Genomic DNA, 23,409 nt, shown 5'->3' on the forward strand with positions numbered 1-23,409 from the left:
ACGAATCCTTGTTTGAATGGATCGCTGACTGTATTCGCACCGCCTTCACGCCAGCAAGTGCCAAGCGCAGGGGCGGCGGACGGCCTAGCGGTTGCCGGGAGGCGAGAGGTCGGTGAAGGTGCGCTGGTCATGGAGCAGGGCCTTGCCCTTCTCCTCGATGCGCCGCCGTTCGGCCACGGTCATGCAGCGGCTTTTGGGCATGTTGCTGCCGGTGGTACGGGTGTATTGGCAGACCTGCCGGCTGTCATCATGGGCCCGGGCAAGCAGGGTATTGACCCGTTCCTGGTCATTGAAGACGTCGTTCTGGACCTGCGGCGGCAGTTCCTGCAGCGTCTGGTGGTCCCCCATCCGCTGGGTAATGCGTGCAAGTGCCTGTCGTACCTGGGCGCGGTCATCCGCGGAGATCTCACTGTAGTCGCCGTCGTCCAGGGCCTTTTCGACCTTCCGGACCTGTTCGGCCACCGGCATCTGCCGGTCCATCTGTACAACGGCTTTTTCCGGCTTGGCGACAGCCGTGCCTGCCAGCCCCAGCAACAACGCGATCATGGTGACGCGATACATCGCTTGCCTCCGATCCATCCAGGAACGATGGAGGCCACTCTACGGCCGTCACGGCGCCTCCACAAGCGCCGCGCCCGGCCCATAAAAAAGACCCAGGCGGTGCCCCCGCCTGGGTCTGAAGTTGTATCCCGATACCGATCCTGCTGAGAGGCAGAGCTGCGGTTCGCTGAAGGCTACGCCGGGGGCGATTAAAGGCATGTTAAACCTCGCCTCACCAACCCATGAGATTTATAAGCAACTGAATAATCAGGGCTTTTTAAGCTTCTCCACGTGCTCGATGATGCGCGTGGCCACGTCCACCCCACACGCCGCTTCGATGCCCTCCAGCCCCGGCGTTGAGTTGACCTCCAGCACCAGCGGGCCGCGCGCGGAACGGATCAGGTCCACCCCGCATACCGACAGGCCCAGCGCCTTGGCCGAGCGCACCGCGACCTGTTGTTCGGCCCGGCTGGCCTTGGCCGCCACCGCCGTACCGCCGGCATGCAGGTTGGAGCGGAAGTCGCCCTCGGGCGCCTGCCGCTGCATCGAGGCCACCACCTGGTCGCCGACCACGAAGCAGCGCAGGTCCGCGCCCTTGGCCTCGCCGATGAACTCCTGCATCAGGAAGTTGGCGTACAGCCCGCGCAGCGCCTCGACGATGCCACGCGAGGCGCTGGCCTTCTCGGTGAGGATCACACCGCGACCCTGGGTGCCTTCGTTGAGCTTCACCACATGCGGCGGCGGGCCGAGCATGGACAGCAGGTCGACGGTGTCGTCGGGGTTGTCGCCGAACACGGTGACCGGCATGTCGATGCCCTTGGCGGCCAGCAGCTGGTGCGCGCGCAGCTTGTCACGCGAGCGCAGGATCGCATCGGACGGATTGGGCGTGCGCGCCCCCATCAGTTCGAACTGGCGCAGCACCGCCGTGCCATAGCGGGTGATCGAGGCACCGATGCGCGGGATGACCATGTCCACGCCGGTCATCGGCCGGCCCTTGTAGTGCATCGAGAAGCCATCGGCGGCGATGCGCATGTAGCAGCGCAGCGGGTCGAGGATACGCACGGTGTGGCCGCGCGCGCGCGCCGCCTCGACCAGCCGGCGGGTGGAATACAGGGAACTGTTGCGGGACAGGATGGCGAGCTTCATCGCGGTGGGATCGGGCGGCAGGCGCGCAGCATAGCGCGCGCGTGTGGCGGACGGATGATGTCGCACCGGCCGGCGCCAGCACCGCTGCAGAGGCTGTGCCAAGATGGCGACGCCGGCCACAGGACAGGAACACGGCCGGCTTACACAACCCAAGGAGAACCACAGATGCGAATGGGAATTCCGCTGTTGTTGCTGTTTGGCCTGATGGGGGGCGCCACCGAAGTGCATGCCGCGCCCACCCATGCAGTCTCCCGGCTCTATTTCGACGCCAACAACACACTGATTGGCCAGAGCCTGCGCTACTGCACCGGCAGAACCCAGCACCAGGGGGCTGCCTCACATACCAACACCCGCTGGATCGATGTCACCTATGCCTGCAACGGCGACTCGACCGAGGTCAGCTACGGAGGCTGGGTACCGGCCGACCTGCGGCAGGACTTCTGCGGCCTGTATGACGCCTGCACCTTGTTGATGCCGTGGCCGGAACACACGTTGCCTGGCCCGCTGGCGCCCGGCTTCAATTCCGACTGATCGGCCGCCCCGCGGCAACGTCTCCGGCGATGGAGCCATCGTCGCCGGAGACACCTTTCGACAGTGCAATGATCTCGTCCATGCGTGCGCGCGCCTGTTGCATCTGCTCGGGCGCAAGCGCCCCATGGCTGTACAGCTCCTCAAGCGAGTTGTAACCACACACGCCGGCACGGCACATGCGCTGGACGATGGGCGAATCGGCGCCGCACGGCACGCCCTTCCGGCAGCCCGCCAGCATCCACGCGGCCTCCTCGACGGGACTGCCCACCTTGTAGGGCTTCATTTCCTGGATGCGGTGGGAGGCCGCTTCCCCCATGGTTGCCGCAAGCGCCATGTAGGCTTCGCCGTCATCCTGCATGAGCACGGCTTCGACAAACGTCTTGTGGTCCTGCACCGACAGATGCTGATCCGCCAGGTGAAGCCCTGGCGCCGCCTGCTCGATCTGTGCAGCGAGGCTCCCCTGCTTCACTGCCAGCGCCTGGTAGCGTCTCGCATTGCGAATGCCACTCACAACGTCCTTGGACATACCCTCGCACCGCGCCTTGAACCACGCTGTGCTGCGCTGGAGTGCGATCTTCTTCTCCTGCGCGATGTCCAACCCGGCGAGCGAACCCCAATCAAGAATGACGGCGCAGTCGTCATGAATGCGGCCGAGTACAAAACTCGCGTTTGCGTCGCCGCCGCTGGACAGGAATTCAAGGTCCGCCATCAGCGGTTGAACGTTCCGCGCGGCGTAGTACTTCTGATAGGCGGCGGGCGCATTTCCCTTGGCCGCCATGCCGGAGTTCGCGACTCCTGTGGCGGAGATGGCAGGGGCCATTGCGGCGCGCGCTGCATCTCCGGCTTCAGAAGGGGCTGTGCTGTCCGTGCACGCTGTGGTTGCAAGTGCCAGTGCCAGCACTGGAGCCAGCAGAACCGCGTTCCATCGTGAGATGGCCCGCATCCTCATTCCTTGTCCCAACGTCATCATCCGGCGTGAAGGAGCATTCACTCTAGTGATGCCGCACGCCGCTCACAAGGTTGGATCGACAGGCACACGAAAGCGGGCATCAAAAGCCCGTATCTGCAGTGCAAAAGAAGGAGGTGCGATGGAGCGGGCGATGGGAATCGAACCCACGTCAGTAGCTTGGGAAGCTACAGCTCTACCATTGAGCTACGCCCGCGTTGCGGTGGAAAGTCTATGCGCTGGGGCCGGTGTTGCGCAATGGTCGGCCGCGCCGCATGCGCCGGACACGGTCCGGCGCTGTTGTCAGGCATCCCGGGCACCGCACGGTGCCCGGGATGACGCGTGGATCAGAAGCTGCCGCTGAAGTTGGCGAACAGCGTCGCGTCCTGGGCACGTTTCTGCCCGGCCGAAGCACTCACGCCGAAGTTGCTCTGCAGGCCGAACATCTCGGTACGGGCACCCAGTACGACGGTGGCGTAGTTCTTGTCGAAGTTCAGGCCTGGCACGCGGTAGCTGCCCAATTCCGGCAGGGTCTGCAGCCAGGCGCTGGCCTGCTTGTTGTCTTCGAACTCGTGGTCGTAGGTCAGCTGCGCGTACGGCTTGACCGCACCGCCGTCGAAGCGGGCCTGCCAGCCGATGCGGCCGACGGTCGAATCGACGTTCTGGCGGTCATAGCCCAGCGCGGTGGCCAGGGTGCCGGCCGCGGCGCTTTCGGTGTAACCGTCGATCTTCACCTTCTGCCAGATCACCGAGGCGATCGGGCCGTGGCGGAAGCCGCCCTCGGTGCCGAACTCGTAACCGGCGTTCAGCGCTGCGGTCAGGTTGCTGCCGTCCGGCGAACCGCCGTGCTCGCGGGTGGCCGGGCCCAGCTGGACCTTGCGGTTCACGTCATAGGACAGCCAGGTGTAGCTGACCTGGCCGTTGACCCAGATGCGGTCGTGATACCAGCCGGCGAACAGACCGGCGGTGGTGTCCTTCTGGGTGAAGTCACCGCGGCTGTTGCCGAAGTCGGCATTGAGGCGGCCGAAGCCGGCGAAGCCGCCGAACACCATGCCGTCACGCGCCCAGTCGACACCGAACAGGCCGGCCGGCGCCAGGCCGTCGTACAGGTCGGCGTGGTCGTAGCGCTGCAGATCGCCGCGTACGCCGCCCCACCAGGACAGGCCGTCGGCCGGACGCCCACCCAGGTGCATGCTGACCTGGTCGGCGCGCGAACGGCCGATGGTCTGTGCCGAGTGGCTCAGTACCTGCTGCAGACGCGGGGCTTCCAGCACCGAGACCGCGTACTGGCCCAGCAGCTGGTGGCCGGCCGTGGTCGGATGCACGCCATCGGCGAACAGATAGGTATTGGCCGCATCCGGGCTGACATAGCTGGTCGGGTTGCAGGTCAGGATGCTCTGCGTCGGATTGGTCGGATCGATCTTGCAGGCGGTACTGGTGACGTTGGTGAAGCCGTACATGGCCGGGTTGGCGGCCACTTCGCCCAGCACGGTGAAGGTGTCGAGCGGAATGAACTCGATGCCGGCCTGCTTCAGGCCGCCGTACAGGGCCTTGTTGTAACCGGCCGACAGCGCGGTGGCGGCACCGGCGTTCGGGCCACGGAAGGCCGGGGTCAGGCCGACGTTGGGCAGGTTCGGCACCAGCACGTACTGCGCACCCGCCTGCTTGAGCGCGCCGACCAGGGCGATCTGGTCGGTGACCGCCGCGCCGATGATGGCCTGCGCCTGTGCCGGCGCTGCCGCCGCCGCGAACAGGTCGTTGGCGCCGCCCCACACGGTATACAGGGCATTTGCGTCAGCCTTGCCGCCATTTGCGGCGAGGTAACGAGCAGCCTGCGACTTCAGCGAGGGAATCGGACCCAGGGCGCCGCTTCCTTCCACCGACACGCGGGCGCCGCCCACGGCGTAGTTGTCACCGTTCTGGCCGTTGCCATTGGGCGCGCCGTTGACACCGTAGTAGTTAGCCACCTGCTGCGACCACACCCAGCCCGGGTTGGTGGTGAACTGGCCGGTGACAGGCTGCACGCCCGGCGGCAGCAGCGGGCGGAAGTAGCCGGCGTCGGTCAGGCTGTCGCCGAAGAACACCGCGTGGGTATACGGGGATTCGCCTGCCATGGCCGGAACCGCGGCCAGCGCGATCGCGGCCGCCATCAGGGAGCGGATCGGGCGTTTGCTGAGCAGCATGTAAAGAACTCCTGTGGGGAAATCGTTGAGGACCCGGCGGACGTACGCCGGCGCACGGTGAATGGTTTCACCGCGCCGCCTTTTGCTCACGCTGCGCCGCCGCATGGATTGTCGCCCGGCCCTGCGCCAGCGTGCTGTGCAGGACGTGGCATCTGGCGCAGATTGCAACGGTTCCGATCCCGGAGGGCTATCAGCGACAATGCGCTGATGAACATCCAGCTCAATGGCGAACCCCGTACCCTGCCCGCTTCGGCGACCCTTCACGATCTGCTTGAGGCCGAGCAGCTGCTGCAGCGCCGGGTGGCGGTGGAGGTCAACGGCGAGATCGTCAGCCGCAGCCGCCATGGCGAGCATGTCCTGGCCGAGGGCGACGTGGTGGAGATCGTGCACGCGCTCGGCGGCGGTTGAAACCATTCCGGGTAGTGCCGGCCGCTGGCCGGCAATCCGACGCGGCCTGACGCCTCACATCTGCCGGCCAGCGGCCGGCACTACCTTTGGTTGCGTGACCCCATCTTCAGGCGGATAAGCGATAATCGCGCCATGAACGTTCATGTCTCCCCCGATTCGCTGGTGATCGCCGGCAAGACCTATGGCTCGCGGCTGCTGACCGGCACCGGCAAGTTCAAGGACCTGGAAGAAACCCGCCTGGCCACCGAGGCTGCAGGCGCCCAGATCGTCACCGTGGCCATCCGCCGGACCAACATCGGCCAGAACCCGGGCGAGCCGAACCTGCTGGACGTGCTGCCGCCGGACCGTTACACCATCCTGCCCAACACCGCTGGCTGCTACACCGCCGAGGACGCCGTGCGCACCTGCCGCCTGGCCCGTGAGCTGCTGGACGGCCACAACCTGACCAAGCTGGAAGTGCTGGGTGACCAGAAGTCGCTGTACCCGGACGTGGTGCAGACCCTCAAGGCCGCCGAACAGCTGGTCAAGGATGGCTTCGAGGTGATGGTCTACACCTCCGACGACCCGATCCTGGCCAAGCGCCTGGAAGAGATCGGCTGCGCCGCGGTGATGCCGCTGGCCGCGCCGATCGGCTCGGGCCTGGGCATCCAGAACAAGTACAACCTGCTGCAGATCATCGAAGACGCCAAGGTGCCGATCATCGTCGACGCCGGCGTGGGCACCGCCTCGGATGCGGCGATCGCGATGGAGCTGGGCTGTGACGGCGTGCTGATGAACACCGCCATCGCCGGTGCACGCAGCCCGATTCTGATGGCCAGCGCGATGCGCAAGGCGGTCGAAGCTGGCCGCGAGGCGTTCCTGGCCGGGCGCATCCCGCGCAAGCGCTACGCCAGCGCCTCCTCCCCGCTGGATGGGTTGATCGGCTGATGACCAATCCTTTCGACAGCGCCGGCTCCAAGGCCCCGCCCAAGCCCTTCACCGTCAGCGAAGGCCGCCGTGAAGTGCGCAGCTTCGTGCTGCGCCAGGGCCGATTCACTCCCGCCCAGCAGCGTGCGTTCGACGAACGCTGGCCGCGTTTCGGCATCGACTACAACGGCCAGCCGCGCGATCTGGACGCCACCTTCGGCCGCCCGGCGCACAAGGTGCTGGAAATCGGCTTCGGCAACGGCGCCGCGCTGCGCTTCGCGGCCCAGCATGACCCGTCGCGCGATTACATCGGCATCGAGGTGCATGCCCCCGGCGTGGGCCGGCTGTTGAACGCGCTGGCCGACGACAACGCCGACCACGTGCGCCTGTACCACCACGATGCGGTGGAAGTGCTGCAGAACGAGATCGCCGACGGCGCGCTGGATGAAGTGCGCATCTACTTCCCGGACCCGTGGCACAAGAAGCGCCACAACAAGCGCCGCCTGCTGCAGCCGGCGTTCGCCGAACTGCTGGTGCGCAAGCTGCGCCCGGGTGGCCGCCTGCACTGCGCGACCGACTGGGAGGACTACGCCGAGCAGATGTGGGATGTGCTCGACGCCACCGCCGGCCTGGTCAACCGTGCCGGCCCGCGCGGCAGCGTGCCGCGCCCGGACTGGCGCCCGCAGACCCACTTCGAGACCCGTGGCCAGAAGCTCGGCCACGGCGTCTGGGACCTGTTGTACGACCGCACCTGACGATCGCCTGAGGACGCCGCGCCCCACATGGATACCGCGCTGACGCTGACCAACGACATGAAGCTCGTGCTTGGGCTGGTCGGCTTCACGATGGCGATGTTCCTGTTCGAGCGCATCCGCGCCGACGTGGTCGCGCTGGTGGTGCTGGTGGTGCTTGGTGTCACCGGGCTGATCGCGCCGGAGGAGATCTTCGGCGGTTTCTCCGGTAACGCGGTGATGAGCATCATCGCCACCACCATCCTCGGTGCGGGCCTGGACCGCACCGGGGCACTGAACCGGCTGGCCGCCTGGCTGCTGCGGCGCGGCCATGGCGTCGAGCAGCGGCTGCTGATGATGACCACGGCCATCGCCGGCCTGAACTCGTCCTTCATGCAGAACCCGTCGGTGATGGCGCTGTACCTGCCGGTTGCCTCGCGGCTGGCCGCGCGCACGGGGCTGACCCTGCAGCGCCTGCTGCTGCCGATCTCGGCGGCGATCGTGATGGGCGGCGCGCTGACCATGGTCGGCAACTCGCCGCTGATCCTGCTGAACGACCTGTTGGCCTCGGCCAACAACAACCTGCCCTCGGGCCTGGCCACCATCGAGCCGCTGCGCATGTTCGCGCCGCTGCCGATCGGCGTGGCCCTGCTGATCGCCTCGCTGCTGTACTTCCGCTATTACGGCGACCGCAAGCTGATCGAGGAAGAGAATCTGGTCAACGACGGGGTCACCCCGGCGCGCACCGAGAGCTACTTTGCCAAGACCTATGGCATCGAAGGCGATGTGTTCGAGCTGGTGGTCAGCGCCGAAAGCCCGCTGGTCGGCATGACCCTGGGCGAGGCGGAGAACCTGCACGATGCACCGCTGCTGCTGGCCCTGAAGACCGGCAACGACACCCGCCTGGCGCCGCCGGCGGAGATGCGCATCTGGGTCGGCAGCGTGCTCGGTGCGATGGGCCCGCGCCAGCAGATCAGCGACTTCGCGCAGAATCAGTTCCTGCGCATGTCCTCGCGCCTGAAGCACCTGGGCGACCTGTTCAATCCCAGCCGCGCCGGTATTTCCGAGGCCGTGGTGCCGCCGACCTCGAACGTGATCGGCAAGAGCGCGGCCGACCTGCGCCTGCGCAAGGAGCGCGGCATCAGCCTGCTGGCGATCAACCGCGACAAGCAGGTGATCCGCGAAGACGTGCGCGACGTGCAGCTGCGTGCGGGCGACATGCTGGTCTTCCACAGCATCTGGACCGACCTGGCACAGGCCGCCAGGAGCCGCGACTTCGTGGTGGTGACCGATTACCCGACCGGCGAGCAGCGCCCGCACAAGTTCAAGATCGCGATGGCGATCTTCGCGCTGACCATCCTGATCGCGCTGACCAGCAAGCTGCCGGTGGCGCTGACCCTGATGACCGGCGTGGCGGGCATGCTGCTGACCGGCGTGCTGCGCATGGACGAGGCCTATGCCTCGATCAACTGGAAGACGGTGTTCATGATGGCCGGGCTGATTCCGCTGGGCTGGGCAATGGACTCCAGTGGCGCGGCGGCGTGGGTGGCCGGCCACACCATCGACAAGCTGCCTACCGGCATTCCGCTGTGGGTGCTGGAAGTGGCGCTGGCGTTGCTGACCACCGCGTTCTCGCTGGTGATCAGCCATGTGGGCGCGACCATCGTGATGGTCCCCATCGCGGTGAACCTGGCGCTGGCTGCCGGCGGCAGCCCGACCGCATTCGCGCTGATCGTTGCGCTGTCGGCGTCCAACAACCTGATGACGGCCTCCAATCCGGTGATCTCGATGATCACCGGTCCGGCCAACTACACCCCGCGCGAGATGTGGCGGGTCGGCGGCCCACTGTCGCTGATCTACACCTGCGTGGTGGTGTTGATGATCAACCTGATGTTCTGAGGGTTGGGTTTGTTGGCAGGGCTGCGCCCTGCACCCGCCGAAGCAACGTCAACATCTAAAGCTGGCTTCCTGTGGGATGGCGGGATGGGTCCGACAGATTTCCGCGGTCTGCCAGAGCGGCATCCTGCTCTGGTGGGTGTCGACCTTGGTCGACACGGTAGATCCACGCCATGCGTGGATGAATCTCTGGATACCCATTGATCCTGTGGGTGCGAACCTTGGTTCGCACGCCGGTTGCCTCAGGCCAGGTAGACCTGGCCGTCGCGCACGTCCACCGGCACCGCCCGCAGGCGGTCGCCCTTGCACGGGCCGGCGATGCAGTCGCCGCTGTCCAGCGCGAACGAGGCACCGTGCGCGGCGCACACAAGATGGCCTTCGCGGCTCTTCAGGAACTGCCCGGGCGCCCAGTCCAGGCGACGGCCGGCATGCGGGCAGATGTTCAGGAAGGCACGCACCTGCGCGCCGTCGCGATACAGCAGCACCGACTCGGCATCGCCATCGACCACCGCTTCGACCTCGGCAAACGCGCCATCGGCAATGGCATCAAGGGCGATCAGGGCAGCAGCGGCAGTCATGGCGAAGGCTCGGACAGTAAAGCGGCATTGTCGCACGCCTGCTCAGGTGACTGGCTGCAGGATGAACGCAAGTCATTGATTCGTAATAAGCACAGGCTATATTTAACGAGTTTTTCACTCAATGACAGTGGCGCGTCCCGATACTCTGTTTTCGCTGATCCCAGCCTATCGAGCCGCCATGTTCAATCGCGCATCCGCCTTCACCCAGTTCCGCACCCTGTTCGCGCCGCGCAAGCCGCGTCATCCGTTGGTGCGCGTTGCCGTAGGCCTGCTCGGCCTGGCGATCCTGGCCGCGATGGTGTTCATCGGCGTGTTCGTCGGTGCGGCGATGATCCTGGTCGGCCTGGCGTGGAAGCTGTTGGCCTCGCGCAAGCCGGGCACCGCCCGTCCGGTCGATCCGACCGTAGTCGAGGGCGAGTACCGCGTGGTGCGCAAGCCGGTGTTGCCGGCCTCGCGTTGATCCATGCCTTACGCGCCCGCTGACGGCGGGCGCCATGCGTTCTAGACTGCGGGCACGCCCTTCCTGGATGCCCGCATGTCCGATGTCTCCGATGTGATCCCTGCTGCAGCCCTGCCGCGTGTGCCGGTCGTGGGCGGCGGCAGTTTCCCCGTGCACCGCATCTACTGCGTGGGCCGCAACTTCGCCGACCATGCCCGTGAAATGGGCGCGGCGGTGCCGGCCACCGATGACCGCGGCCGCCCGATGTTCTTCAGCAAGCCGGCCGATGCGATCGTGGTCGGCCATGACGATGCCATTCCCTATCCGCCGGCGACCGCCAACCTGCACCACGAAGTGGAACTGGTGGTGGCCATCGGCCGTGACGCGCCGGCCGGCGAGCTGGCCGTGGCCGATGCCGATGCACTGGTCTACGGCTATGCCGTCGGCCTGGACCTGACCCGCCGTGATCTGCAGGCGGCCGCCAAGGACAAGGGCCATCCGTGGGATGCGGCCAAGGGCTTCGATGCCTCCGCGCCGATCAGCGAGATCGTGCACGCCGCGGAGGTTGGCGACCTGGCCGCGCTGAACCTGTCGCTGGAGGTCAACGGCGAAGTGCGGCAGCAGGCATTGCTCGAGCAGATGATCTGGAACGTGCCGGAGATCCTGCATGAGCTGTCCAAGCTGTGGCAGCTGCGCGCCGGCGACCTGGTGTTCATGGGCACCCCGTCCGGGGTGGCTGCGCTGAAGCCCGGCGACCGCTTCAGTGCCCGCCTGGAAAACGTGGCCGAGCGCCACGGCGTGATCGCCGGCTGACATCACCTGCGTTACCCTGCGCGCTGTCCACTTCCCCCACCGGAGAAAAACAACAATGGGAATGCTCACCGAGTTCAAGGAATTCGCGATGCGCGGCAACGTCATCGACCTCGCCGTCGGCGTGGTGATCGGCGCGGCCTTCGGCAAGATCGTGACCGCACTGGTCGAGAAGATCATCATGCCGCCGCTGGGCCTGCTGATCGGCAAGGTGGACTTCTCGCAGCTGGCCTGGACGTTGTCACCGGCCAGCATCGGTGCCGACGGCAAGGAGATCCCGGCGGTGGTGATCGGCTATGGCGACTTCATCAATACGCTGATCCAGTTCGTGATCGTGGCGTTCGCCATCTTCCTGGTGGTGAAGACGATCAACCGCCTGTCGCGCAAGCAGGAAGCCGCCCCGGCCGCACCGGCCGAGGAAGTGGTGCTGCTGCGCGAGATCCGTGACAGCCTGAAGAAATAAGATCGCAGAACGGTAGTGCCGGCCGCTGGCCGGCAACATCGGAACATGCGGGAGCCGGCCAGCGGCCGGCACTACCGCGACCGCACGAAAGCCCCGCCCCGGCGGGGCTTTCGTTTTGCCGGACGTGGCGGAAAACAGCGTTCGCGCCAGCCATGACCTCCCGCCCATGCGCACGCCTGAACGACTGTTAAGCTCCAAGGCTTAGGTCCCTTCCCGGAGTTGTCCATGCGTCGCCGTGTGCTTGCCATCGCATCCTCCCTCGCCCTGCTGGCCGCCCCGGCCTTCGCGGCGCCGCGCACCACCACCCTGCCCCCCGCCTCGCTGGCCACCGCCGCGCAACTGCGCGACCAGGCACTGGCCGACGACACCGGCTGGAAGGTGGTCGAATCGCTCACCACCGAGATCGGTCCGCGCATCGCCGGCAGCGAAGCCGATGCCCGCGCCGTGGCCTGGGCCGAAGCCAAGTTCAAGGCACTCGGCTTCGACAAGGTATGGAAGGAACCGGTGACGTTCCCGAAGTGGGAACGCCGCAGCGAACATGCTGCCGTGACCGGCAGGAACCCGCAGCCGCTGCAGATCACCGCGCTGGGCGGCAGCCCGGGCGGCACCGTTGAAGCCGAGGTGGTGCGCTTTGCCGATCTGGCCGCATTGCAGGCGGCTCCGGCCGGCTCGCTGAAGGGCAAGATCGCCTTCGTTGACTACCAGATGCTGCCGTTCCGCGATGGCCGCGACTACGGCCGTGGCGGCGCGATCCGCAGCAAGGGCCCGTCGGAGGCGATCCGCAAGGGCGCAGTCGGCTTCCTGATGCGCTCGGCGGGTACCGACTCGCATCGCGTGCCGCACACCGGTATCACCCGCTTCGATGAAGGCCTGACGCCGGTGCCGTCGGCAGCACTGTCGGTGCCCGATGCCGATCAGCTGGCGCGCCTGCTGGCTCGTGGCAGCACCACGGTGAAGGTGGCGCTGGATTGCGGCTGGGATGGCACGGCCACCTCGTACAACGTGATCGGCGAGATCACCGGGCGCAGCCTGCCGAAGGAAGTGGTGGTGATCGGCGGTCACCTGGATTCGTGGGACCTGGGCACCGGCGCGGTCGATGACGGCGCGGGCGTGGGCATCACCATGGCGGCCGGGCACCTGATCGGCCAGCTCAAGCAGGCGCCGAAGCGCACCATTCGTGTGATCGCCTTCGCCAACGAGGAACAGGGCCTGTACGGCGGCAAGGCCTACGCCGAAGCGCACGCCAAGGACGTGGCCCTGCATCAGCTGGCAGCCGAGAGCGACTTCGGTGCCGGCCGCATCTATGCCTTCAACACCGGTTCGCCGAACCCGGAAGGCTCGCGCGAAGCGACCCGGCAGATCGCCGAAGTGATGAAGCCGCTGGGCATCGAGTACCAGGCCGACAAGGGCGGCCCGGGGCCGGATGTCGGCCCGCTGGCGGCCAAGGGCGGTGCGTGGGCGTGGCTGGCGCAGGATGGCTCGGACTACTTCCACCTGCATCACACCGCCGACGACACGTTGGACAAGATCGACCCGAAGGCACTGGCGCAGAACGTGGCTGCCTACACGGTATTCGCGTACCTGGCCGCGGAAGCTGATGGTGGTTTCGGCAGCGAGGCCAAGGCGACCACGCCGCCGAACGAATGATGCGCTGGCGCCGGGCCATGCCCGGCGAGCGCAGCGGGAAGAGCGGTGCGAACCGAGGTTCGCACCCACCGGGCAATGGCGCACCCACAGGGCGTGGCGCGGGTCAGGAGCCCTCGCCTTGGCGAGGGATCTGACCCGATCCTGTCAGGCCTCCCACACACGGGTGTTGCGCACGCCCAGCCGCCGTGGATTGAACAATGGTTCCGTACCGGCATGCCGATGCTGTTCGTAGTCGCGCAATGCCGCCAACGCCGGCTTCTGCAGCAGCAGGATGGCGATGATGTTGAGCCAGCTCATCAGGCCCACCCCGATATCGCCCAGCGACCACGCCACCGTTGCGCTGTTCACGGCCGAGTAACCGGCAACTGCCAGGAACAGCAGCTGGAATGCCCCCATCACCCACCGGGAAGGACGATCCCGGCACAGGTAGCTGACGTTGGTCTCGGCCATGTAGTACAGCGCCAGGATGGTGGTGAACGCGAATGGCAGGATCGCCAGCGCCACGAATGAACGGCCGAAGCCCGGCAGCGCCGATTCCACGGCGTGCTGCACGAAGCGCGGCCCGGCCTCGACACCCGGCAGATGGGCCAGCAGCAGGCGGGCCTCATCGGGAACGCCGTTCACCGCCGGGTCGTAGATGTTGTACAGGCCGGTGGACAGGATCAGGAATGCGGTTGCGCTGCACACCACCATCGTGTCGATGTAGACCGAGAACGACTGCACCAGTCCCTGCTTGACCGGATGCGAGACTTCGGCGGCAGCGGCCGCATGCGCTCCACTGCCCATGCCGGCCTCGTTGGACAGCACGCCGCGGCGAACGCCCCACTGGATGGCGGTGCCGATCATCGCGCCGAAGGCCGCGTCCACGCCGAATGCGCTGTTCAACACCAGCATGATCACGCCGGGCACTTTTTCCGCGTTGAGCACCATTACCACTGCGGCAACCATCAGGTAGGCCACGGCCATCAGCGGCACTACCCATTCGGCTACCCGTGCAATGCGCCGCACGCCACCGATCAGGATGATGCCCAGCACCACCAGCAGCACCACGGTGGTGGTCATCACCGGCACATCCCAGGCTTCGTTCACCGCACTGGTGATGGCATTGGACTGGGTCCCTGCCAGCATGGCGCCGGCGAGCACGGTCACCAGCGCGAACAGCACTGCATACCAGCGCTGGCCCAGGCCCTTCTCGATGTAGTACGCCGGCCCGCCGCGGTACTGGCCCTTGGCATCGCGGTCCTTGTAGATCTGCGCCAGGGTGGATTCGATGAAGGCGCTGGAGGCACCGAGAAAGGCAACAACCCACATCCAGAAGATCGCACCGGGGCCACCGAAGGCGATGGCCATGGCCACGCCGGCGATGTTGCCCACACCGACCCGGCTGGACAGCGAGATCGACAGTGCCTGGAACGGTGATACCCCGGACTCGGAGCGTTCGTGGCGGAACACCAGGCGCAGCATGTCCGGCAGCGCGCGCAGCTGGATGAAGCGGGTACGCACGCTGAAGTACAGCCCGGTGAGCAGGCACAGCACCACCAGGTAGGGGCTCCAGACCACGCCCAGGATCGCATTGACGATGGATTCGATGCTCATCGGCGGATCCTCAGAAGAACATGCCGAGGGCAACCTGGGGGCTGACGATGCGGCCGGTGTTGCGCCCGGCCACGGTGAACTCGACGCCGGCAATCAATCCCAGCGAGGGACTGAAGTGATACTCAACGGCAGGCGCCAGGCTGACGCTGCGGCTGGCGGGGCGGCGTTGATCGATGCGTTCGATCACACCGGCGTCGTTGCGTGCGAAACCACTCAGCCGCTGGCCGGTCTCGCGGCTGGCGGACATTTCCATCACCCCCACCCAGCGCGAATTGAAGCTGTACTCGGCGCCCACCGACAGCCCCAGCACCGAGCCACGCGCGATGTGGCCCTGGAAGCTGTCGTCGGTGCCGTAGACGCTGGTGCCGGAAATGGCGGTACGCGAGGGAGCGGGGCCGGCACTGAACTGGGCCCGCCACCGTAGCGGGCGGTCGTTGCCCAGCCACACCACCTGCTGCACGCCCAGGGCAGCGGTGGTGCGCTGCACGCCGTCGCCCTGCGCATCGAGCGGATTGCCGGTGATGCGGTCATGGCTGCCGGTGCTGAAGCGCTGTACCAGCGCGACCGAGATGGCGGGGCGGGTGCCATCGGCGTTCGGCGCCTGCAACAGGTACTGCAGCCGTGCGGTGGTGTCTCCGGCGCGGAATCCACTGCTGCGTGCACTGCCGGATTCCGAACGTGTCGCACTGAGGTTGACCTGGCCCATCACCCGGTCGCTGAAGCCATAGATGATCGGCACCACGGTTGCCCACGCGCCACTGCGCTCGGCGCTGCGGCGACGGTCACCGTTGTCGTCATAGTGGTCGCGGCTGTCGACCCGCACCAGATAGGGCTCGATGTACCAGTTGCCCTGCGGCAGGCCGGCCGGATTCGGGGTGATCAGCGGTCCGGTGAAGTTGATGCCGTCCAGGCTTCGCTCATCGGCCTGCACTGCCGGTGCGGCGAGCGCACACAGGGCCAGCAGCAGGGATGCGCGCATCGTGGGGTGTTTGACTCGATGCATGGGAACCACTCCTGTTCGACGTTGGATGGACGTCCACCGTGCGATGCGGGATATGGCTCGACAATGAGACAATTACTAAAAACATCTGATCATCGATCAAGTGTGCTTGATGCGACACGCGGTGAAGTGATTGGCGCGCCAGCCCCGCAGCGCGACACGCCTGTTCCCGCACCGCGCAAAAGAAAACCCGGCCACAAGGGCCGGGTCCAGATCGTCGAGGAGACTGTATCGCGGCAGTATCAGCCGTCGCGACGGCTCGCCCACTGCGCCAGCAGCACGGCCGTGGCCGAGGCCACGTTGAGGCTCTCCACCGCACCACTGCCGGGGATCGAGACCTGCAGGTCGCATTCGCCTGCCAGGCTGCGGTCCATGCCTTCGCTTTCGGCGCCCATCACATACACCAGCCGCGCCGGAAGCGACGCACGGAACACATCGTCACCGCCCTCGACCAGAGTCGCGGCCAGGCCGAAACCGGCATCCCGCAGCTGTGCCATCGCCTGCGCGGTGGCCGGCAGCTGCACCAGCGGCACCGCTTCGGCACCGCCCTCCGCCACGCGCGCGGCGGCACCGGACAGCGCCAGCGTGCTGCTTTCGGGCAGCAGCAGCGCCTTGGCACCGAAGTGCGCTGCCGAGCGCAGGATCGCGCCGAGGTTGTGCGGATTGCCCACGCCGTCCAGCCACAGCGCCAGCGCCGGGCCGTCACCGACCTGCTGCAGCCACTGCGCCAACGGCAGTGCCGGTGCGCGCAGCACATCGGCCACCACGCCTTCGTGATGGGTGGTACCGGCGAGCTTGTTCAGATCGCCGTCCTCGACCACGCGATAGCCCACGCGGTTGGCCACGCACCACTTCAGCAGCGGCTGCAGGCGCGGAATGCGCGCCTCCAGCAGATACAGCTTGCGCAGCGCCTGCGGCCGCGCGTCGAACGCGGCCAGCACGGCATTCAGGCCGTACAGGCGCAGCTCGTCGCTGCCGCCGCGCCCACCACCGCCCGTGGCCGGCACCTCCGGGCGCGGCAACGGTGTTGCGCGCGGCGGACGGGCGGACGGGCGGCGGTTGTTCCAAGGGTTGTTCACTTACACACTCTCCTGCTTGCGCTGGCGCCAGAAATCGGCGTTCTTGATGCCCAGGGCATCAGGGTCGAACACCGGATCCAGGCCCAGCTTCTTCTGTCGTTCGTAGTCACGCAGGGCCAGCATCGCCGGCTTCTGGATGATGAGGATGGCGATGATGTTCAGCCAGGCCATCAGGCCAACGCCGATGTCACCCAGCGCCCAGGCCAGGGTCGCATTGTGGAACGCACCGAACACCACCATGCCGATGATGCCCAGGCGCAGCACCAGCACGGTCAGCGGGCGCTTCTTGTTGTGGTTCACATAGCTGAGGTTGGTCTCGGCCATGTAGTAGTACGCCATGATGGTGGTGAAGGCGAAGAAGAAGATGGCGATCGAGACGAAGGCCGAGCCCCAGCCCGGCAGCACCGCTTCCACGCCGGCCTGCGCATAGCCTGCGCCTTCCGGAATGCCGGCCAGGCCCTGGAAGATCGGCGGGGCGCTGGCGCCTGCCGGCGAGTACACGTTGTAGGTGCCGCTGGCCAGGATCAGGAACGCGGTGGCGGTGCACACCATCATGGTGTCGAAGTAGATGGCGAAGGCCTGCACGTAACCCTGCTTGGCCGGGTGCGAGACTTCCGAAGCGGCTGCCGCGTGCGGACCCGAGCCCTGCCCGGCTTCATTGGCATAGATGCCGCGCTTGATGCCCCACTCCACCGCCAGGCCCATCATCGCGCCGAACGCGGCGTGGGTGCCGAAGGCACTCTTGAAGATGATGCCGAACATCTCCGGCACGCGATCGTAGTTGATGATCATGATGACGATGGCCATCAGGATGAAGCCGGCGGCCATGAACGGCACCACCACTTCAGCGAAATTGGCGATGCGCTTGACGCCACCGAAGATCACCACGCCCAGCAGCAGTGCCACCACGATGCCGATGCCCAGCTTCAGCGCCTGCACCGATTCCATGCCGAAGGCCTGGCCGTCCAGCGGGCCGCACAGCGCGGTGCCACGGCAGGCGTTGATGATGCTGTCGGCGATGGCGTTGGCCTGCACGCCCGGCATCAGGAAGCCGGCCGCAATGATCGTGGCGATGGCGAAGGCCAGCGCGTACCACTTCAGGCCCATGGCCTTTTCGATGTAGTAGGCCGGGCCACCGCGGTAGCGGCCTTCGGCATCCTTGGTCTTGTAGATCTGCGCCAGGGTGCATTCCACGTACGAGGTGGACGCGCCGAGGAAGCCCATCACCCACATCCAGAAGATGGCACCGGGGCCGCCGAAGGCGATGGCAGTGGCCACGCCGGCGATGTTGCCGATGCCCATGCGGCCGGCCATCGACATGGCCAGCGCCTGGAACGAGGACACGCCGGCGTCGGACTTCTCACCCGACACGGTCAGGCGGCACATCTCGAGGAAACCACGGATCTGCATGAAGCGGGTGCGCAGGCTGAAGAACAGGCCGGCGGCCAGGCACATGAAGATCAGTGCCTTGCTCCAGATGATGCTGTTGATGAAATGTACGGTAGCTTCCACGCGCGCTCTCTCCAGTCGGCGGGTTGTAAGGACGTCCCGTCGGCTGGAGGGGACCGGTCGATTCTCCCTGATCGAAGGCCGCTGCGGTAGCGCCAGAAGGAATTCGCCGCTCAGGGCAGCTGCATGCGTACCCGGGCAAAGCGGCGCAGGTCGTGCAGGACGCCACGCTTGTAGACCGCACAGCGATCAATACCCTCTTCCTGGAAACCGTTCTTTTCCAGCACCCGGGCCGAACCGAGGTTGAAATCGACCACCCCGGCCTGAAGCCTGAACAGGCGCAGTTCGTCCATCACCCACGGTGCGAACAGGCCGACCACGCGGGTCATCAGCCCCTGGCCCCAGTAGGCCTGCCCCAGCCAGTAGCCCAGCTCGGCCATATGCGCGCGCTCGGCGCTGCCCTGCTGGGCACCGATGCTGCCGCAGGCGTGGCCGTCGATCTCGATGGCCAGGTTGAACGTTCCGGGCGCCAGTACACGGCCGGCGAGGAACGCCTCGCCATCCTCGCGGGTGTATGGGTACGGGAAGCGATCACGCAGGCCGCGCGACACCTCGGCGTCATTGGCGTGGCGCAGCAACGAGTCCAGGTCGTCGCTGCACCACGGCCTCAGCACGAAGCCGTCGCCGTACAGGCGCTGTGCCGGGTCAGGCATGGCCGCCCACCGACGGCGACGCGGCTTCCTGCTTCTCCAGCTCGCGCTTCACCGCTTCCGGCGAACGCGTATAGGGCGCCAATCGCGCGTAGAACGCCGGCACCACGAACAGCGACAGGAAGGTCGAGAGGGTCACGCCGAAGATGATCACGATGCCGATCGTGCCACGGCTGGCCGAACCCGGGCCACCGGCCACCACCAGCGGGACCGCGCCGACCACGGTGGCGATCGAGGTCATCAGGATCGGGCGCAGGCGCACCATCGCCGATTCGATGATCGCCTCGCGTACCGTGCGCCCATCGTCACGCAGCTGGTTGGCGAATTCGACGATGAGGATGCCGTTCTTCGCGGCCAGGCCGACCAGCATGACGATGCCGATCTGGCTGAACAGGTTCACCGTACCCCCACTCACCCACAACCCGACCAGCGCGCCGAGCACGCCCAACGGCACGGTCAGCATGATGGTCAGCGGATGGATGAAACTCTCGAACTGCGCGGCCAGTACCAGGTACACCACCAGCAGCGCCATGGCGAAGGTCAGCAGCACCGCGCCACCGGCGCTCTGGTACTCGCGCGACTCGCCCTTCCAGTTCACCTGCGCGTACTGCGGCAGTTCCTCGCGGGCCACGTTCTGCGCCCAGGCGATGGCCTCGCCCAGCGGATAACCGGGCGCCAGGCCGGCGGTGATGGTGATCGAGCGCAGGCGGTTGAAGCGGTTCAGGGTGCCGGCCTCGGCCACTTCACTCAGCGTGACCAGGTTGGACAATGGCACCAGTTCGCCGGAGGTGGCGCGCACGCGGATCGCGGCCAGGTCGGCCGGGCTGGTGCGTCCATCGCGGCCGGCCTGCACCAGCACGTCGTACTCCTCGCCGTTGTCGACGAAAGTGGTGACGCGGCGCGAGCCCATCATGGTTTCCAGCGCCGAACCGATCGCGGTGACCGGCACGCCGAGGTCGGCCGCACGCTGGCGGTCGATGTTCACCCGCATCTGCGGCCGGGTTTCCTTGTAGTCCGAGTCCGGGCCGACCAGGCCGGGATTGTCAGCCATGCGTAGCAGGATACGGTCGCGCCACTGGGCGATTTCGGCGTATTCCGGCCCGCCCAGCACGATCTGGAACGGCTGCCCGCCACTGCGCACCAGGCCCCCGCCCACCTGCGTGCGCACGCGCACGCCGCGGATGGTGTCCAGTTCCTTCTGCAGTTCGTTGGCCACGTCCGGCGTGCCTTCGCTGCGCTGCCGCCATGGCTGCAGGAAGATGCTGACACGGCCGGTGTGCATCTCCTCGCTGGCGCCCCAACCACCAGGCACGCGCGGGTTGGCGCGCACGATCGGCTTGTCCGCGCCCACGTGCGGGGCCAGCATCGCTTCCACCTGCTGCACCTGCTGCACGGTGTAGTCGTAGCCGGCGCCTTCCGGGCCATCGATCATGATCTGGAACGAGCCACGGTCTTCGGCCGGGGCCAGCTCCGAGGGCAGCAGCCTGAGCAGGCCCCAGCTGGCGGCCAGCGCGGCCACCATCACCAGCAGGTAGACCCAGGTGCGGTCGACGTGGTGGTCCAGCACACGGCCATAGGCGCCGGCCAGGCGCTCCAGGTTGCGGTTGACGAAGCCATGCAGGCCGCGAGGCGCCTGCCCGGTGTGTGGCTTGAGCAGCTTGGAGGCCATCATCGGCGTCAGCGTCAGCGCGACGAAAGCGGACAACGCCACCGCCGCCGCCAGCGCCACCGCCAGTTCACGGAACAGGCGCCCGGTGTTGCCTTCCAGGAAGCCGACCGGCAGGAACACCGCCACCAGCACGGCGGTGGTGGCGATCACCGCGAAGGCGACCTGCGCGGTACCGCGCTTGGAGGCGACCAGCGGCGGTTCGCCCAGGTCGATGCGGCGCTGCACGTTCTCCACCACCACGATCGCATCGTCCACCACCAGGCCGATGCACAGCACCAGCGCAAGCAGGGTCAGCAGGTTGATCGAGAAATCGAACGCGTACAGCGCGATGAAGGCGGCCACCAGGCAGACCGGCACTGTCACCGCAGGAATCAGTGCGGCGCGGAAACTGCCGAGGAACAGCCAGATCACCGCCAGCACCAGGATCATCGCCTCGACCAGCGTGGCGTACACGCGATCCACTGCTGCCTCGATGAAGGTGGTGTTGTCGAAGGCGACGAAGATCTGCGTGCCCTTGGGCAGCGTCAACGCAACCCGCTCGGCTTCCGCGCGCGCCACGCGGGCCACGTCCAGCGAGTTGGCGGTGGAGGTCTTGACGATGCCCAGGCCGATGCCCGGCTCGCCGTTGCTGCGGTAGTAGGCGCGGCGTTCGGCCGAGGCCAGCTCGATCTTCGCCACGTCGCCCATGCGCACCACATAGCCGTCGCGGCCCTTGCCCAGCGGGATGGTCGCGAAGTCTTCCGGCTTGATGTAGTTGCGCTCCACGCGCAGGGTGAAATCACGGTCGGTCGATTCGATGCGGCCGGCCGGCAGTTCCACGTTCTCGTTGCGCAGCGCCGTTTCCACATCGCCGGTGGTCAGGCCGCGCGCGGCCAGCTGGTCACGGTCCAGCCAGATGCGCATCGCGTAGCGCTGGCGGCCACCGATGCGGACCTGGGCCACGCCATCGAGGCTGGAGAAGCGATCGACCACGTAGCGGTCGGCGTAGTCGCTCAGTTCCAGCGTGTCCATGGTCGAGGAGACCATGTTGAACCAGATGATCGGGTCGGCATCGCTCTCGACCTTGGCGATCTCCGGCGGGCGCGCTTCCTCCGGCATGCGGTCGGCGACGCGGCTGACTGCATCGCGCACGTCGTTGGCCGCCGCTTCGATATCGCGGTTGGAGGTGAACTCGATGCTGACCTGCGAACGGCCGTTGGTGCTGCGTGCGTTGATCGTATCGATGCCTTCGATGCCGGCCAGCGCATCTTCCAGCACCTGGGTGATGCGGCTTTCGATGACCGCCGCCGAAGCGCCGGTGTAGTCCACCGAGACCGAGACGATCGGCGGATCGATGGCTGGCAGCTCGCGCAGGGTCAGGCGGGTGAACGACATCACGCCCAGCACCAGCAGCAACAGGCTCATCACCACGGCGAACACCGGCCGCTGGATGGAGATGTCGGACAGCTTCATCCGCCGTGGCCCTCGGCGGCGAACGGCGCCGGCGCGTCAGCCGGCTTGGCACCACTGGCCGGTGCGGCGTCCTTGGCAGCGACCTTCAGGCCCGGGCGCAGCTTACCGGTGCCATCCACCACGATGCGCTGCCCGGCCTCCAGGCCCTGCTTGATCTCGACCACGCCGGCACGGCGCGCCCCGGTGACCACGTCCACGCGTTCGACGCTGTCGTCGGCCTTGATGCGGTAGACGAAGGTATCGCGCCCGACCTGCACCACGGCGATTTCCGGCACCACCAGCGCTGCGCGCTCGGGGTGGAACAGGCGCACGTCCAGCAGCATGCCCGGGCGCAGCGCGTGGTCGCCGTTGGCGAAGTCGGCGCGCACGGTCACCGCGCGGGTGGCCGGGTCGATGCGCGCGTCGATGGTGCTGACCACGCCCTCGAAGGTACGGCCCGGCCAGGCCACGCTGGTGGCGCTGACCTTGTCACCCACGCCCAGCGCGGCCAGTTCCACTTCCGGCACCTGGAAATCGATGTGCATGTGTTCGATGTCGTCGAGCGTGGCGATCACCGTGGTCGGCGTCAGCAGCGTGCCCGGGCTGACCTGGCGGATGCCGAGCACGCCGGCGAACGGCGCGCGCACGCGACGGTCACCGATGTCCGACTGCATCTGCGCCACGCGCGCTTCAGCGGCATCGCGGATCGACTTCTGCGTATCCAGCGTGGCGCTGGACACCAGGCGCTGCGTGGCCAGTTCGCGCTGGCGCTTGTACAGCTGGTCGGCCTCGTGGAAGGTGGCCTGCGCCTGCACCAGCGCCGCTTCCTGGGCCTGCCCACGCAGGGTCACGATCGGTGCACCGGCGGCGATGTGCTGGCCGCTTTCGAAGTGCACCTTCTCGACAATCTCGCTGACCTTGGCGGTGACGCTGATCGACTCGCGCGCCTTGGCCGTGCCCAGTGCCTGCAGGGTGTCGTTCCACTGCGTGGGCTGCACCACCTGCGCGGTCACCGGCACCGCTTCGCCCTGCCGACGCGCGGCGGCCTCCTGCTTGCCTGCGCACCCGGCCAGCACGGCCAGGCTGAGGCCAAGGGCCAGGGTCGAAGCGATACGAGCCAACATGAACGGTCCTGATTGATCCACGGCCGCCGAGTGTAGGCAAGCGCCTGCAAAAGCGGTATGTGCCAAGCGTTTACCGGCGTGGAACCAGGGCCGCGATAGCGCCTTGAACCCGTTCCGTGCAAGGCTG

21 protein-coding genes and 1 tRNA gene are annotated in these 23,409 nt (G+C 67.0%); 9 read left to right on the top strand and 13 right to left on the bottom strand.

The features are described 5' to 3' along the window. Positions 1-84: 84 nt before the first annotated feature. Both N440_RS13820 and rimK read right to left on the bottom strand, forming a co-directional pair. Positions 85-561 (bottom strand): hypothetical protein, encoded by a 477-nt coding sequence (locus N440_RS13820; protein WP_133935419.1) that lies wholly within the window; start codon positions 559-561, stop codon positions 85-87. A 246-nt stretch (positions 562-807) separates the two neighbouring features. Then, complete coding sequence (gene rimK, locus N440_RS13825; RefSeq protein ID WP_005410807.1) at positions 808-1,686, bottom strand: 30S ribosomal protein S6--L-glutamate ligase; 879 nt, start codon at positions 1,684-1,686, stop codon at positions 808-810. Positions 1,687-1,851: 165 nt separating this feature from the next. Between rimK and N440_RS13830 the strand changes: the two genes are divergently transcribed. Then, positions 1,852-2,217: a hypothetical protein gene (locus tag N440_RS13830; protein ID WP_243831352.1), complete on the top strand. Its 366-nt coding sequence runs from the start codon at positions 1,852-1,854 to the stop codon at positions 2,215-2,217. Here the strand turns inward: N440_RS13830 and N440_RS13835 are convergent. The 3 genes from N440_RS13835 to N440_RS13845 form a co-directional block, all read right to left on the bottom strand. Beyond that, the gene (locus N440_RS13835; protein WP_133935420.1) at positions 2,204-3,037 is read right to left on the bottom strand and encodes a hypothetical protein; all 834 of its coding nucleotides are present in this window, start codon (positions 3,035-3,037) and stop codon (positions 2,204-2,206) included. The genes N440_RS13830 and N440_RS13835 overlap by 14 nt on opposite strands. Before the next feature lie 269 nt (positions 3,038-3,306). Continuing rightward, positions 3,307-3,380, bottom strand: a tRNA-Gly gene (locus tag N440_RS13840). A gap of 130 nt (positions 3,381-3,510) precedes the next feature. Then, on the bottom strand, positions 3,511-5,346 hold the full coding sequence (locus N440_RS13845; RefSeq protein ID WP_133935421.1) for an autotransporter domain-containing protein: 1,836 nt from the start codon (positions 5,344-5,346) through the stop codon (positions 3,511-3,513). A gap of 207 nt (positions 5,347-5,553) precedes the next feature. On the opposite strand from N440_RS13845, the gene thiS reads away from it, so the two are divergent. From thiS to N440_RS13865, 4 genes are all read left to right on the top strand, one after another. Continuing rightward, complete coding sequence (gene thiS, locus N440_RS13850; RefSeq protein WP_008265079.1) at positions 5,554-5,754, top strand: sulfur carrier protein ThiS; 201 nt, start codon at positions 5,554-5,556, stop codon at positions 5,752-5,754. A gap of 132 nt (positions 5,755-5,886) precedes the next feature. Then, positions 5,887-6,681, top strand: coding sequence for a thiazole synthase (locus N440_RS13855; RefSeq protein WP_133935422.1), 795 nt, complete (start codon positions 5,887-5,889; stop codon positions 6,679-6,681). Continuing rightward, positions 6,681-7,415 (top strand): tRNA (guanosine(46)-N7)-methyltransferase TrmB, encoded by a 735-nt coding sequence (gene trmB, locus N440_RS13860; RefSeq protein WP_010481468.1) that lies wholly within the window; start codon positions 6,681-6,683, stop codon positions 7,413-7,415. Before N440_RS13855 ends, trmB begins: the two co-directional genes overlap by 1 nt. Before the next feature lie 27 nt (positions 7,416-7,442). After that, on the top strand, positions 7,443-9,290 hold the full coding sequence (locus tag N440_RS13865; RefSeq protein ID WP_133935423.1) for an SLC13 family permease: 1,848 nt from the start codon (positions 7,443-7,445) through the stop codon (positions 9,288-9,290). A 239-nt stretch (positions 9,291-9,529) separates the two neighbouring features. Here the strand turns inward: N440_RS13865 and N440_RS13870 are convergent, their stop codons facing one another. Further along, positions 9,530-9,865, bottom strand: coding sequence for a Rieske (2Fe-2S) protein (locus N440_RS13870; RefSeq protein WP_004154391.1), 336 nt, complete (start codon positions 9,863-9,865; stop codon positions 9,530-9,532). A 178-nt stretch (positions 9,866-10,043) separates the two neighbouring features. Between N440_RS13870 and N440_RS13875 the strand changes: the two genes are divergently transcribed. The 4 genes from N440_RS13875 (at position 10,044) to N440_RS13890 (ending at position 13,224) form a co-directional block, all read left to right on the top strand. Continuing rightward, positions 10,044-10,325: a hypothetical protein gene (locus N440_RS13875; protein ID WP_049457686.1), complete on the top strand. Its 282-nt coding sequence runs from the start codon at positions 10,044-10,046 to the stop codon at positions 10,323-10,325. A 75-nt stretch (positions 10,326-10,400) separates the two neighbouring features. After that, a complete protein-coding gene (locus N440_RS13880) occupies positions 10,401-11,117 on the top strand; it encodes a fumarylacetoacetate hydrolase family protein (protein ID WP_133935424.1) in 717 nt (238 codons plus the stop codon). A 55-nt stretch (positions 11,118-11,172) separates the two neighbouring features. Beyond that, positions 11,173-11,577 carry a large-conductance mechanosensitive channel protein MscL gene (gene mscL / locus N440_RS13885; protein WP_004154386.1) on the top strand — a complete coding sequence of 135 codons (405 nt, stop codon included), beginning with the start codon at positions 11,173-11,175 and terminating at the stop codon, positions 11,575-11,577. Between the two features lie 225 nt (positions 11,578-11,802). After that, a complete protein-coding gene (locus tag N440_RS13890; RefSeq protein ID WP_004154383.1) occupies positions 11,803-13,224 on the top strand; it encodes a M28 family peptidase in 1,422 nt (473 codons plus the stop codon). A gap of 144 nt (positions 13,225-13,368) precedes the next feature. On the opposite strand, the gene N440_RS13895 is transcribed toward N440_RS13890, so the two are convergent. From N440_RS13895 to N440_RS13925, 7 genes are all read right to left on the bottom strand, one after another. After that, positions 13,369-14,820, bottom strand: a complete 1,452-nt coding sequence (locus N440_RS13895) for an alanine/glycine:cation symporter family protein (RefSeq protein ID WP_133935425.1) — start codon at positions 14,818-14,820, stop codon at positions 13,369-13,371. Positions 14,821-14,830: 10 nt separating this feature from the next. Then, positions 14,831-15,823: a hypothetical protein gene (locus N440_RS13900; RefSeq protein ID WP_133935426.1), complete on the bottom strand. Its 993-nt coding sequence runs from the start codon at positions 15,821-15,823 to the stop codon at positions 14,831-14,833. Positions 15,824-16,062: 239 nt separating this feature from the next. After that, complete coding sequence (locus N440_RS13905) at positions 16,063-16,899, bottom strand: TrmH family RNA methyltransferase (protein WP_133935427.1); 837 nt, start codon at positions 16,897-16,899, stop codon at positions 16,063-16,065. Next, positions 16,900-18,411 (bottom strand): alanine/glycine:cation symporter family protein, encoded by a 1,512-nt coding sequence (locus tag N440_RS13910; protein ID WP_133935428.1) that lies wholly within the window; start codon positions 18,409-18,411, stop codon positions 16,900-16,902. It abuts the gene before it with no gap. Between the two features lie 110 nt (positions 18,412-18,521). Further along, a complete protein-coding gene (locus N440_RS13915) occupies positions 18,522-19,061 on the bottom strand; it encodes a GNAT family N-acetyltransferase (RefSeq protein ID WP_133935429.1) in 540 nt (179 codons plus the stop codon). Further along, positions 19,054-22,179 carry an efflux RND transporter permease subunit gene (locus N440_RS13920; protein ID WP_133935430.1) on the bottom strand — a complete coding sequence of 1,042 codons (3,126 nt, stop codon included), beginning with the start codon at positions 22,177-22,179 and terminating at the stop codon, positions 19,054-19,056. The genes N440_RS13915 and N440_RS13920 overlap by 8 nt, the downstream gene beginning before the upstream one ends. Next, positions 22,176-23,282, bottom strand: coding sequence for an efflux RND transporter periplasmic adaptor subunit (locus N440_RS13925; protein ID WP_133935431.1), 1,107 nt, complete (start codon positions 23,280-23,282; stop codon positions 22,176-22,178). Before N440_RS13925 ends, N440_RS13920 begins: the two co-directional genes overlap by 4 nt. Positions 23,283-23,409 lie beyond the last annotated feature (127 nt).

The sequence above is a fragment of the Stenotrophomonas sp. CC22-02 genome (assembly GCF_004365115.1).
Classification (GTDB): domain Bacteria; phylum Pseudomonadota; class Gammaproteobacteria; order Xanthomonadales; family Xanthomonadaceae; genus Stenotrophomonas; species Stenotrophomonas forensis.